The sequence below is a fragment of the Betaproteobacteria bacterium genome, from assembly GCA_016713305.1.
In the GTDB taxonomy this organism is placed as follows: Bacteria; Pseudomonadota; Gammaproteobacteria; order Burkholderiales.
Window position 1 is genome coordinate 801495 of the sequence record JADJPK010000031.1, and the last position, 13346, is coordinate 814840.

General features: G+C 65.9%; 11 protein-coding genes and 1 pseudogene. 1 reads left to right on the forward strand and 11 read right to left on the reverse strand.

All coding sequences use genetic code 11. The features are described from left to right. Window positions 1-35: 35 nt before the first annotated feature. From IPK20_25315 to IPK20_25365, 11 genes and pseudogenes are all read right to left on the reverse strand, one after another. Window positions 36-1226: a glycerophosphodiester phosphodiesterase gene (locus IPK20_25315; protein MBK8019682.1), complete on the reverse strand. Its 1191-nt coding sequence runs from the start codon at window positions 1224-1226 to the stop codon at window positions 36-38. Between the two features lie 332 nt (window positions 1227-1558). Next, window positions 1559-3958, reverse strand: coding sequence for an endopeptidase La (gene lon / locus IPK20_25320; GenBank protein MBK8019683.1), 2400 nt, complete (start codon window positions 3956-3958; stop codon window positions 1559-1561). Window positions 3959-4088: 130 nt separating this feature from the next. Next, entirely contained in the window at window positions 4089-4994 is a 906-nt protein-coding gene (gene xerD, locus IPK20_25325) for a site-specific tyrosine recombinase XerD (protein MBK8019684.1), read from the reverse strand. A 64-nt stretch (window positions 4995-5058) separates the two neighbouring features. Next, a complete protein-coding gene (locus IPK20_25330; GenBank protein ID MBK8019685.1) occupies window positions 5059-7014 on the reverse strand; it encodes a TRAP transporter fused permease subunit in 1956 nt (651 codons plus the stop codon). An 88-nt stretch (window positions 7015-7102) separates the two neighbouring features. Then, window positions 7103-8063, reverse strand: a pseudogene (locus IPK20_25335) (TAXI family TRAP transporter solute-binding subunit). A 156-nt stretch (window positions 8064-8219) separates the two neighbouring features. Continuing rightward, window positions 8220-8639 carry a 50S ribosomal protein L19 gene (rplS, locus tag IPK20_25340; GenBank protein ID MBK8019686.1) on the reverse strand — a complete coding sequence of 140 codons (420 nt, stop codon included), beginning with the start codon at window positions 8637-8639 and terminating at the stop codon, window positions 8220-8222. Window positions 8640-8660: 21 nt separating this feature from the next. Further along, complete coding sequence (trmD, locus tag IPK20_25345) at window positions 8661-9377, reverse strand: tRNA (guanosine(37)-N1)-methyltransferase TrmD (protein MBK8019687.1); 717 nt, start codon at window positions 9375-9377, stop codon at window positions 8661-8663. A gap of 36 nt (window positions 9378-9413) precedes the next feature. Further along, entirely contained in the window at window positions 9414-9893 is a 480-nt protein-coding gene (gene rimM, locus IPK20_25350) for a ribosome maturation factor RimM (protein ID MBK8019688.1), read from the reverse strand. Window positions 9894-9930: 37 nt separating this feature from the next. Further along, window positions 9931-10197, reverse strand: a complete 267-nt coding sequence (gene rpsP, locus IPK20_25355; GenBank protein ID MBK8019689.1) for a 30S ribosomal protein S16 — start codon at window positions 10195-10197, stop codon at window positions 9931-9933. 88 nt (window positions 10198-10285) lie between these two features. Next, window positions 10286-11050, reverse strand: coding sequence for a DUF3530 family protein (locus IPK20_25360; GenBank protein ID MBK8019690.1), 765 nt, complete (start codon window positions 11048-11050; stop codon window positions 10286-10288). A 219-nt stretch (window positions 11051-11269) separates the two neighbouring features. Next, the gene (locus IPK20_25365) at window positions 11270-11923 is read right to left on the reverse strand and encodes a glutathione S-transferase family protein (protein ID MBK8019691.1); all 654 of its coding nucleotides are present in this window, start codon (window positions 11921-11923) and stop codon (window positions 11270-11272) included. Window positions 11924-12073: 150 nt separating this feature from the next. On the opposite strand from IPK20_25365, the gene phaZ reads away from it, so the two are divergent. Continuing rightward, window positions 12074-13291, forward strand: coding sequence for a polyhydroxyalkanoate depolymerase (phaZ, locus tag IPK20_25370; GenBank protein MBK8019692.1), 1218 nt, complete (start codon window positions 12074-12076; stop codon window positions 13289-13291). Window positions 13292-13346: the final 55 nt, after the last annotated feature.

Consider the following 13346-nt stretch of genomic DNA (forward strand, 5'->3'; position numbering starts at 1 on the left):
ATCCGCGGTCGCCACGCAGGTTCGGCACGCGTGTCTTACCTGCGGGCCCGGCGGCGGGCGACTGCGCCCAGGATGCCCAGACCACCGAGCATCAGTGCATAGGTCTGGGGCTCAGGGATGGACGCAACGGCGGCCACGCCGATATCCGGCTGGTCGCTGAACACCCCATCCATGCCGGCCGCGAAAAAGGCCAGGATCTCGCCTTCGAGATCGCCATAGGCGTTCGGATCCGAGCCTGCGCGGTAGTCGGTGGGCAGGAAGGTGTTTTCCCGGCGGAACGTCCAGCCGTGGACGATCAGACCTTCCGCATGGGCATCCGCGATGACGCTCGTGGGATCGCCCAGCGTTCCGTCTCCGTTACGCGGAATCATGAGCGTCTTGTTCACGCCTACCCCGTCGGCGTAGGTCGCGATCTCGTCGAGCCCGGCCGCGCTCGCCATGTCGGCATAGGTGCGGCTGTCGCCGGCCACCGTGAAGTCCCACGGCCTGCCGCCGGCATTGATGAGCTGCACGATGGAGATGTCGGTCATGCCATTGAGTTCCTTGAGGTTGGCTACCTCGAAGGACTGGATGAACACGGGAGCCGTGGACGTGTTGCCGTAGTTGGCATGCAGCGCCTCCACCAGCTTCTCTTCCAGCGAAAGACCGATGGAATCGAAGTATGTCGGATGCTTCGTTTCCGGATAGATGCCGATGGGGCGGCCCAGTTCGGCACTGCGCTGCTTCGCCAGATCGATCACCTCCTGCAGCGTCGGGATCTCGAACTGGTCGTTGTAGGCAGTGTTGCCGGGACGAATCGCCGGGATCCGCTCGCGCGCCCGCAGGGTCTTCAGTTCGGCCAGCGTGAAGTCTTCGGTGAACCAGCCCGTCACCGTCACACCGTCGATGGTCTTGGTCGCTTTGCGATCGGCGAACTGGACGAGTTCATTGACGTTGGTGGTGGCCTCGATGACCGCGCCGGATACGGGATTGACGATCGCCAGGGCATTCTCGTGGCGAGCGACCAGCACGCCATCCTTGGTGCTGACGAGATCGGGCTCGATGTAGTTGGCGCCCATGGAAATCGCCAGGTCATACGATGCGAGGGTGTGTTCCGGCCGGTAGCCGCTGGCGCCACGGTGACCGATGACGATTGGTGCTGCACCGGTCAGCGTGTTGAAGTCGGCGGCCTGCGCCTCTGCGGCGGCGGCGGCCGCGAGCAGGGCTGCAACGAGGGTTCTGCGCATGGTCTGCATGATGGTCGTCCTTGTCGTGACATGTGGATGGCATGAAACTCCAAGGAAGGCTAAGGGCGGGAGATGACGCGAGGACGACGCCCGCCGGGCGCCGGCATGGTCTTTCCGGAAGAGTCCGAAGCAACACCGCGACCGGTTGGCCAGGCGCCGACGGGCCGTGGCGCACCGGTCGTGGAATGGATGGATGGCGCGAAGTCGCGCGAGCCCTCGCACCTGTCGTGGGCGGAAGTGACACCGCCATTGGTGGGCGCGACCGGGCCGCACGTGGGGGGACGGACCGCGGCAACCGCCCCTTCCGTGGCGCCCCCCCGCCTATGCCTCGATCACGTTCCGGCGGGCACCGCGGTGGAAACCGGCTCCGGTTCGAGCGCAACGTCCAGCGCCTCCTCCACGCGATCGAGGAACACGAAGCGCAGCCGCTCCTTCGCTTCCGCCGGGACGTCGGTCAGATCCTTCTCGTTGCGCCGCGGCAGCATCACGGTCTCGATGCCGGCCCGTAACGCCGCGAGCGTCTTCTCCTTGACGCCGCCGATGGGCAGCACCAGACCGCGAAGAGAGATCTCGCCCGTCATCGCGACCTCCGGGCGCACCGGGCGCCCGGTCACCATGGAGACGAGCGCCAGGTACATGGCAACCCCCGCGCTGGGTCCGTCCTTGGGCGTGGCGCCCGCGGGGACGTGCACGTGGACGTCCCAGGTGTCGAGCTTGTCGCCCAGATGCGCCTTGGCCAGCGTGAGTGCCGCCTGCACGGATTCCTTCATCACGTCGCCGAGCTGACCGGTCAGTGTCAGCTTGCCGGTCCCCGGCACCTTGGCGGCCTCGACGAAGAGAATGTCCCCGCCCACCGGTGTCCAAGCGAGACCGGTCGCCACCCCCGGCAGCGCGATACGGCCCGCCACTTCGTTGTCGAACTTCCGCGGCCCGAGAATGGGAGCGAGGTCCGGGACATCGATGGTGACCCGTTCGGCGTGGCCTTCGGCGATTCTCATCGCCACGTGGCGGAGCACCGATCCGAGTTCCCGTTCGAGGCTGCGCACGCCCGCCTCGCGTGTGTAGTCCGAGACGATGGCCTGCAGCGCCGGTTCGGTGACGGTCACCTGGTCGGGGCTCAGCCCATTGGTTTCCCGCTGCCGTTGCAGCAGATACCGCCGAGCGATCTGCAATTTTTCCTGCTCGGTATAGCCGGGCAGCTGGACGATCTCCATGCGGTCGCGCAACGGACCGGGAATGGTGTCGAGCTGGTTCGCGGTGGCGATGAAGAGAATGCGCGACAGATCGAAGTCCACGCCCAGGTAGTTGTCGCGGAACTTCGAGTTCTGCTCCGGATCGAGCACCTCGAGCAGGGCCGACGACGGGTCGCCGTGGAAGCCTCCGGCGCCCAGCTTGTCGATCTCGTCCAGCATGAACACGGCCGAACGCGATGCGGCCCGCTTGACCGCGTGAATCACGTTGCCGGGCATGGAACCGATGTAGGTTCTGCGGTGGCCGCGGATCTCGGCTTCGTCGTGCACGCCGCCCAGGGCGATCCGCTGGAACGGCCGGCCGGTGGCACGGGCGATGGATTGTCCGAGCGAAGTCTTGCCCACGCCGGGCGGACCGACGAAGCACAGAATGGGGCTCTTGCCTTCCGGATTGAGCTTGCGCACGGCCAGGTGCTCGAGGATGCGGCGCTTGATCTTCTCCAGTCCGAAGTGGTCCTCGTCGAGCACACGACGGGCCCGCGCGATGTCGATGGGCACGGCGGCGTCGAGCTTCCACGGCAGTTCCGTGAGCCATTCGAGATAGGTGCGCACCATGGACGACTCGCCGGAATTCTCGTTCATCCGCTCCAGCCGCTTCAGTTCCTTGCGGGCATGCTTGAGCGTTTCTTCGGGCATTCCGGCATTCTCGATGGCGGCGCGCAACTCGTCCCTCTCGGCCGCCTCGTCCTCGTCGTCGCCCAGTTCCTTCTGGATCTGGCGCAGCTGCTCGCGCAGCACATGCTCACGCTGGCGTTCGTCGAACTCCTTCTTCGTCTTCTCTCCGATCTCGCGTGAAAGCCGCATCACTTCCACGCGCGCGCCCAGCAGCGCGAGGACCTTGTCGAGACGGCGGCGGACGTCGAACGTCTCGAGGATGTCCTGCTTCTCCTCGCGCTTGGCGTCGATGATGTTCGCGACCATGTCGGCCAGCAGTGCCGGCGATTCCATGCCCTGCACGACGCCCTTCAATTCCTCGGGCGCGTTGGGAAGCAGGTCGATGGCCTCCACGGCCCGTTCCCGGAGCTGAAGGAATCGTGCCTCCACCTCGGGACCGACATCATCGGCCTGTTCCACCATCGCAACGCGTGCGACGAGGAAAGGCCAGCCTTCCAGGAACTGAAGCACGCGAAACCGCGTCTGTCCCTGGACGACGAGATGATGGATGCCTTCGGGTGCCGCGATGTGGCGCACGATGCGGCCCGCCGTGCCGACCCAGTGGACGTCGTCCTGCGAGACGTCGGTCTTCTCCGGGTCCCGCTGAAGCAGAAAACCGACGGGTGCTTCCGCCTTGGCCGCGACCTCCGCTGCCGCGACGGAGGTCGCACGGCCCACCGATACGGGCGAGAGGATGCCGGGGAACAGCACGGCATTGCGCATGGGGATGACGATCATCGCATCATCCGGCAAGGGGCGGACCGCGGCGTCGTGCCCGCCCTCCGGCGAGCCGTCGCCCGGTTTCGGCTTCGAGCCGCCCGACCACATCTCCTGCAATCTGGGAAAGATATCCATCGCTACGCCGCTCCAGTGACGACGGGTCTTCCGCCCGTCAGGACATCGAGGTGAGGCCGCGCGAGAGGGATTCAAGGGCGCGGGCGGCCGCCCGGAAGGCGGGCTAACCGCGCGGGTGATGCTTCTCGTGCAGCTGCTTGAGGCGCTCGCGGGCAACGTGCGTGTAGATCTGCGTCGTGGACACGTCGGCATGGCCCAGCAGCATCTGCACGACGCGCAGGTCGGCGCCGTGGTTGAGCAGATGCGTGGCAAAGGCGTGGCGCAGCACGTGCGGAGAAATGGATCTGGCGATGCCCGCTTCGAACGCATAGCGTTTCACCAGCATCCAGAATGCCTGCCGCGTCATCGGCTCGGCGCGGTGAGTCACGAAGATGGCGTCGGAGATCCGGGATTCAAGTAGAACGGGGCGGCTTTCGCGCAGATACCGCTCGAGCCAGTCGATCGCTTCCTCTCCGATGGGGACCAGGCGCTCCTTGGTCCCTTTCCCGACCACGCGCAGCACCCCCGCGTCCCGGCTCACCTGCGTGAGCCGCAGCGTGACCAGTTCGGTCACGCGCAGGCCCGTCGCGTACAGCAGTTCCAGCATCGCGCGATCCCGCAGTCCCATGGCGCTCGACATGTCGGGTGCGGACAGGAGGCGATCCACGTCCGCCTCGGTGAGCGACTTGGGCAGGGGACGCGGCAACTTCGGCGAATCGACGTTCAGTGTCGGGTCGGCCGACAGGCGGGAGTCGCGAACTTGCATGCGGTAGAAGCGCTTCAGCGTCGATAGCAGGCGGCCTGCGGAGCTGGCCTTCGTCCGGGCGCGGTAGCGGTGCGCAAGGTACGCGAGGATGTCCGCATGCGTCGCCGTGAGAAGGGCGCTCCCGCGATCCCCGTGCAGCCACGTCGCGAACAGCGCGAGATCGCGCCTGTAGGCATCCAGCGTGTTCCTCGACAGGCCATCCTCGAGCCACAGGCTGTCGCAGAAGCCATCGATGAGGGGATCGTCGGAGGTGGCCTGGGCGATGCGGGTTCGCCCTCTCCGGCGGACTTGCGAATCGCTCACCGGGCCACGCTCCGCCGCCCCGGTCTCACCCGGAACTGCGCCGTGAACCGGGCCCGGTGCGCCACCGGTGCAACACCACGGCGGCCACGGCAAGCAAAGCACCTGCCGTGTCGCTCCACGACGCCGACCACGCCAGCAGCAGACCGGCCACGATGAAGGCGGCACGCTCGACGAGAGACAGCTTGTGCGAGAGCCAGCCCTGCGCACCGATGGCCAGCGCGACGATCCCGCCGATCGCCGTGACGACGACGAGTGCGATGTCGGCGGCGGGGCCGGACAGCAGCAGTCCCACGCCCTCGGGCGCCAGCACGAACATGAACGGCGTGACGAACGCCGGCAAGGTGTACTTCCACGAGGAGAGCGTCGTCCGGTAGGGATCGCCGCCCGTGATGGCGGCTGCGGCAAACGGAGACAGCGCTGTGGGCGGCGAGACTTCGGACAGCACGGCGTAGTAGAAGATGAACATGTGCGCAGCGTAGTCGGCGATGCCCACGTGGATCAGCGCCGGGGCGGCCACGACCGCGCAGATGATGTAGGAGGCCGTCACTGGCACGGCGAGACCCACGATCCACACGAGCAACGCCGTGTACAGCGCGGTCAGCGCGCGGCTGCCGTCCGCATAGTCGATGACGATGCCACTGAACTTGAGCCCCAGTCCGGTGAGCGTGACGACGCCGACGATGATTCCGGCTGCGGCGCACGTGGCCGCCACACCCAGCACACCGCGCGATCCTTCGGCAAGCGCGCCGAGGAGGCGCTTGGGCACTAGGGCGGTGTCGCGGCGCACGAAGCTCAGTGCGACGGCGATGACGATCGCCCAGAACACGGACGTCATGGGCGAGAAACCGATCACGAGGAACACGACGACGGTGACCAGCGACAGGAAGTGGTAGCCGTGCTGGCGGACGAGCGTGGAGGCACGCAGGCCGGCGCCGGCGGCCACGGCGCCACCGAACTTGCGCGCGTCGATCTCCACCATCACGAACAGCGAGAGGTAGTAAAGCACGGTCGGGATGGCCGCCATGCGGATCACGTCGAGATAGGAGATCTTCAGGAACTCGGCGATGAGAAAGGCGGCGGCGCCCAGAACGGGGGGAGAGAGAATGGCACCCAGCCCCCCGGCCGCAAGCAGTCCTCCCGCGGATTCCTTGCTGTAGCCGGCACGTTCCAGGAGCGGATAGGCAACGGAACCGAGCGTGACGGTGGTCGCCACACCGCTGCCCGAAGGCCCGCCGAGCAGGAAAGAACCCAACACCACCGCGCGGCCCGGCGCACCCTTGCGGCGGCCCATCACGGCAAGCGCGAAATCGATGAAGAACTTGCCCGCACCGGAATACTGCAGCACGGCGCCGTAGATGGTGAAGAGCACGATGAGCGTGGCGCAGACGTCGATGGGCGTGCCGAAGATGCCTTCCATCGTCATCGTCATGTGGCCGACGAGCCGGTCGAGATCGTAGCCCTTGTGAGTCCAGGGAGCGGGCAGCCAGGGCCCGGCGAATGCGTAGGCGATGAAGGCCGAGACAACGGCGGGCATGACCCACCCGCTCGCCCGGCGCACGGCCTCCAGTACCAGCAGGATGAGGAGGCCGCCCGCAACGATGTCCCACGTCTGCGGTTCGGTCGCGCGTTCGGAGATGGCGTCCCAGTCGTGCAACAGATAGGCGATGCAGCCGAAGGTGACCAGCGCGAGCGGCCAGTCCCACGGCATGATGCGATCGCGAAAACGCCGTGAGGCGGGCAGCGTCAGGAACAGCAGACCCAGCATCAGCGCCACGTGCACGCCTCGCATCCAGGGAGCGCTGACGATGTCGAACGCCGCATAGAGATGCCACAGCGAGGTTCCCGCCAGGGCAACGGTGAGCAGCACCCCGAGGACACCGCGAAGCCGGTTGACAGCGCCTTCCTCTTCCTCGACGAAGCGGTCGGCCGCGGCGAGGCGGTCTGCATCGACCTGCGGGCCGGATGGGGAGCGTGTGGACATGCGGTCGGACGTGCCGGCTAGCCTGTGAACGGATTCCGGGGAAGATCTGATCGATGTACGCGGATCGCGCGCATCGATCAGATCTTCCCTAGAGCTTCAGTCCCTTCTCCGCGAAGAACCGGATCGCCCCCGGATGAAAGGGAATCGGTGAGGCGCCCTTCGTCTGGTACTCCAGCGAGAGCGTGGCGAACTCCTTGTGAACGGCGATCATGTCGGCGCGGCGGTCGAACACGGTCTTGACGATGGTGTAGGCGACATCCTCCGGCATGGAGGCGTTCACGACCAGCACGTTCCAGACGTTGGCGTTGCGCGCGTCCTGGGTCATGCCGGCGTAGGTGCTCTTCGGGATCACCCCCTTGCTGTAGAACGGGCCGAACCGCTGGTTCATGGCGTCCACGGCGTCGGCATGATCGATGAGCCGGATCTTCGTTCCCGGAGTCGCCGCCAGGTCCGTGACTGCCGCTGTGGGCACCCCGCCGACCCAGATGAACGCGTCGATCTTGCCGTCCTTCATGGCGTTCACCGCTTCGTTCACGGACAGGCGCTCGCGCTTGATGCGGTCGGCAAGCCCGTAGGCGTCGAGCACCCGCATGCCCATGACCTCCGTCGCACCACCGGGCGAACCGAGCGATACGCGCTTGCCATCGAGATCCTTCATCGAGGCGATGCCCGCCGATTCCGTGCTCACCACATGCATCCGGTTCGGATACAGCACCATCAGCGTGCGCAGCGGAAAGCTTGCGGCCGGCGAACTTGTCCTGGCCCGTGTAGGCATCCCACGCCGCATCGGCCATGGACAGCCCCAGGTCGGCCTTGCCCGTTCCCACCAGTTTGAGATTGTCGATCGCACCGCCGGTCACTTCCGCGGTGACCTGCCAGCCGGGCACGGTGCGCGTGAGCACCTGTGCGATCCCGCCCGCGAGAGGGTAGTACACGCCGCCGGTGTTTCCCGATCCGATCGACAGGGTGACACCTTTCTGCGCAAAGGCGAGCGGGGCAAAGGAACACGCAAGCGCAAACGCGGCGCAACGACGGCGAGTGGGATTCATGAGCATGGGTGCAGCCGGAAAGGTACGCCGATTGTAGCAACGGCTCGCGCGCGGAACGTCATGTCGATGGAGCCCCGGTGACTGGCAAGCGTTGGCGGCGGAAAAGAAAACGGCCTCCAGAAGAGGCCGTTTTCCTTGGTGCGGATCGGGGACCGGTCAGCTTGCCGGCGTTTCTGCGGCGGCGGCAGCAGCAGCAGCAGCGGCGGCCTTGTCGGCATGCGTACCGCCAATCTTCTCGCGGATGCGCGCGGACTTGCCGGAACGCTCGCGCAGGTAGTAGAGCTTGGCGCGGCGCACGTCGCCGCGACGCTTCACTTCGATGGAGGCGATGAGCGGCGAGTAGGTCTGGAACGTGCGCTCCACGCCTTCGCCCGAGGAGATCTTGCGAACGATGAACGAGGAATTGAGTCCGCGGTTGCGCTTGGCGATCACCACCCCTTCGTAGGCCTGGACCCGCTTGCGGGTCCCTTCCACGACGTTCACGCCCACGATGACCGTGTCTCCCGGGGAGAAGTCGGGGATCTTCTTGCCGAGCCGCTTGATTTCCTCGGCTTCCAGTTGTGCGATCACGTCCATGTCGTTCGCTCCTTCACTCATTCATTCATGTTCGCGCCGGAACTCGTCCAGCAGGGCCCGTTCTCGGGCTGTCAGTTCCACCTTTTCCAGCAGTTCCGGACGTCGCAACCACGTGCGCCCGAGTGACTGCTTGAGCCGCCATCGCTCAATGTCGGCATGATTGCCCGACATCAGGACCTGCGGCACCCTCTCCCCCTCGAAAACCTCCGGCCGCGTGTAGTGCGGACAATCCAGCAGCCCCTTCACGAAGGAGTCCTGCTGCGCCGACTCGGCATCGCCCAGCACGCCGGGCAGTTGCCGGATCACGGCATCCAGCACCGTCATCGCCGCCAGTTCACCGCCGGACAACACATAGTCGCCGACGGATATCTCGCTGTCGATCTCGCGTTCCAGCACGCGCTCGTCGACGCCTTCGTACCGGCCGCACACCAGAACCAGCCCTTCCTGGCCCACCAGTTCCTCGACCAGGCTGTGGTCCAGCTGCCTGCCCTGTGGTGACAGATAGATCACCCGGGTCTGCGGCACGCCCGCACTGCGCTGCCGCTGCCGCGCCGCCCGGATCGCCTTGGCGAGCGGGTCCGCCATCATCACCATGCCGGGACCGCCGCCGTAGGGCCGGTCATCCACCGTGCGATAGGCATTCGCCGCGAAATCCCTGGGATTCCATGCCACGAAACCGTACACCCCGGTTTCCCGCGCCCGCCCGGTCACGCCCCATTCGGTCACCGCATCGAACATGCGGGGGAAGAGAGTGATGGCGTCGTACTGCTTCAATCAGTAATCCGCACCCCAGTCGACCTCGATCCTGCGGCCTTCCGGGTCAACCCTCGTCACGAACTGCTCGACGAAGGGTATCAACCGTTCACGATCGCCCCGAACCACCAGAACGCTCTGCGCGCCGTTGTCCAGGAGCGATTCCACGACACCCAACCGCTCTCCGGCGCCGTTCACCACATCCATGCCGATGAGATCGGCCCAGTAATACTCGCCTGCTTCCGCGGGTGGGAGGCTGTCGCGCGGAACGGCCACGTCAACCTTGCCCAGCCTGGCCACCTGCTCGGGAGTGTCGAAACCCTCAAGCCTGGCGACCACGGTCTGACCGTGGACCTTGGCTTCGTCCACCGCGGCCTCTTTCCAGCCCGACGGCAGATGCAGCCACCAGCGGGGGAAATCCGCCAGGGCACCCGGTTCGGACGTGAAGGGCTGGATCTTCGCCCAGCCCTTTACCCCGAAGGGCGCCACGATGCGCCCCATCACGACCAGCCGATCAGACAGCTGCGTATCCCGCCTCTCAGGCGGCTGCAGTGGCGGCGACGGTCTTGCCAAACTGCTTGACCAGACGCTTGACCGTGTCGGAAAGCTGGGCACCCTTGCTTTCCCAATGGGTGACGCGGGCCACGTCGATGCGCAGCTTCACGTCTCCGTCGGGTGCGACCGGGTTGTAGAACCCGACGCGTTCGATGAATCGGCCGTCACGCGCATCGCGCGAGTCAGCCACCACAATGTTGTAGAACGGACGCTTCTTGGCGCCGCCCCGTGCAAGCCGGATCACGACCATCGGATGACCTCGGTGGTTCCTGGAAAAAAGGGCCGAATTCTAGGCATGCCGCGCCGGTCTTGGCAAGGCGTTTCGTGCAGACGGCCGGTTATCTTGGCGCCGGAGACGGCGTATTCCGGAATATCTCGTCCAGATAGTCCACCACGACCTTCACCAGGGCGTCCTCTTTTCCCTCGAAGAAGTGCAGCGCCTCGGGAACGACGACCTGGCGAGAGCCGGAGATCTTGATGATCTGCTTGTAGCGCTCCGGCGCGCCCACCTGCGTGATCTCCCAGTCCTTGCCGCCGTAGACGTCGAGCACGGGAATCTTGATCCGGAACATCTCCTCGAGCCCGTTGATGATCCCGATGAACACCCAGGTCTTCACGGCGGTGTCCTTGGCGTTCACGTTGATCAGGTAATGATTCGCCATGGTGGCCCCGAGGCTGTGGGACACGATGGAGATGTTCTTGTATCCCTTCTTCTGCAGCCACTGGGCAGCGAGGTGGTACCGCTCGGCGGCTTCGCCGTACGTGGGAATGTAGTCCCCGATCTTCGCGCCCCCGCCCAGTACGGGAAGCTGGATGGACAAGGTCGAATAGCCTTGCTCGGCGAACTTGGTCCGCAACACGCCGTAGAGTTCGTAGTCCGGACTCCAGCCGCGGCCATGACCCAAAATAATCGCTCCCCTGGCGTTTTCCGCCTCGGTCCAGAGCGTGAGGTACTTGTGCTTGTTCTCCTGCTCGATCCACACGGCCTCGCCCACCATGAGCCCGGGGACGATCTGGTCGGACCAGCGCTTCTCCCGGTAGTAGTCCTGGGCAAGGGCGGGCAGACACAGAAAAAACGACAGCGCAGCGGCCAGAAGGCGCATGAGTGTTCCTCGAGATGGCGGGAGTACGGCGGGGTGGGTCGTCCGGATTCTACCCCACCCCCTTTCGTGGACCCTTGCGGACGAGCGGGGTTCCCGGACGGATTCGGACGGAGTCCTGCCCCCGTTCAGGGGTGGAGATCCCGGTACCGGGACGGAACGAAGGGGTGCCGAGATGACCGCTGCCGGGAGCAGGATCCGCGGGCGTCCATCGGCGCTTCCCTAGAACTCCGCGTCGAGTTCCTCGATCTCCTCGGCCTCCTGCCTTGCGTCCCCGATCCACTCGACCATCTCCGGCATGGCCATGACGGTGTCCCGGTAGCGCGCGGACACCGGATCGAGCTTCACGTCGTAGGTCACGAACCGGGTGGCCACGGGGGCGTACATGGCATCGGCCATGGAGCGCTTGCCGAAGAGGAAGGGCCCCCCGTAGGTTGCCTGGCACTCCTGCCATATGGCGGTGATGCGCTCGATGTCGGCCTCGGCGCGTGCCCAGACCTTGTGCCCCGGAAAGGTGCGCTTCAGGTTCATCGGCAGTGCGGATCTCAGGGCACTGAATCCGGAGTGCATCTCGCCGCACACGGCGCGGCAGTGTGCGCGGGCCCCACGGTCAGCGGGAAGCAACCCTGCCTTCGGACGGACTTCGTTCAGATACTCGCCGATTGCGAGCGTGTCCCAGACACGCACCCCGTCTTGATCCAGACGAGGCACGAGAATGGACGGAGACAGCAGCAGCAACTCCTTGCGTGCATCCGCATCATCGGGGGGAACGATGCGCTCCGCGAAGTCCAGCCCGGAGAACCGGACGAGCAGCCACCCGCGAAGCGACCACGAGGAATAGTTGCGGCTGCTGAGGGTGAGGGTCGCCTTGGCCATGGAGTGTCCCCGGACACGGCGATTGATCGCCGGAGTGGATGATGGGCGATGTGCACCGCGCAAGCGACATGCCAGTGGCCAGTCATGGCGTGCAAGTTGCACGTTCGGCCCACGATGCCGCGAGTGCACGCGGGCGCCAGCGAAAAAACGATGATCTATCAGACCTATCAGAATCACGCGGACTGGTTGCGCGCCTGGCGCCTCGCAGGGTCGGCCATGACCGCGCTCTTCAACGATGCGCGATTCCGGTTCAAGGAGCACAAGTCGGTGCGTGAGGTCGTCGCCGCATGGGAAGTGTTTTCCGCGGCCGAGTTGACCCACGTGCGTCCCGACTATGGCGTCACCCGGGTGACCGTGAACGGCGTCGAAGAGGCGGTCGCCGAAGAATCCGCGCTACGCACCCCCTTCTGCACGCTTCTGCGGTTTCGCAAGGCTTCTTCCGCGATGCAACCCAGGGTGCTGGTCGTGGCGCCCATGTCGGGACACTTCGCCACCCTGCTGCGCGATACGGTCCGGACGCTGGCCGCAGATCACGACGTCTACATCACGGACTGGCACAACGCCCGCGACGTTCCGCTGCTCGCCGGCCGGTTCGGGCTGGACGAATACATCGAACACGTGATGATGTTCCTGCGCCATCTCGGCGAGGGCGCGCACGTCGTGGCGGTCTGCCAGCCCTGCGTTCCCGCACTGGCCGCGACTGCGCTCATGGCCGAGGACGGCGACCCGGCCACGCCGGCAAGTCTCACTCTCATGGCCGGCCCCATCGACTGCCGGATCGCACCGACGCAGGTGAACGATCTGGCCACCTCCAAACCCATCGAATGGTTCGAGCGGACACTTATCGCGACGGTGCCATGGCAGCACCCCGGGGCATGGCGGCGCGTCTACCCCGGCTTCATGCAGCTCATGGCATTCATGAGCATGAACCCGGAGCGGCACCGCGACGCGTTCCGGGGAATGTACGACGCCCTGGTGAGCGGAGACAGCGAGAAGGTCGAGGCGACCCGCAGCTTCTATCGCGAGTACCTCGCCGTGGCGGACCTGCCGGCGGATTTCTATCTGGAAACGGTCAAACAGGTGTTTCAGGACTACTCGCTGGCCCGCGGCGTGCTGCGCTGGCGCGACAGGACCGTCGATCCGGCGGCCATTCGCCGCACGTCGCTGCTCACCGTGGAAGGGGAGCGCGACGACATCTGTTCCCTCGGACAGACGCTGGCGGCCCACGACCTGTGCACAGGCCTGCGGCAGTACCGCAAGGCCCACTACGTCCAGCCCGGCGTCGGCCACTACGGGGTGTTCAGCGGACGGCGCTGGAGCCACCAGATCTATCCGATCGTCAGGGACGTGATCCATACGAGCGGGTGAAGGCGGCCGTCCTCGAAACGTACGCCTGCCGCGGTCTGTGGACGCGGCGAATCCC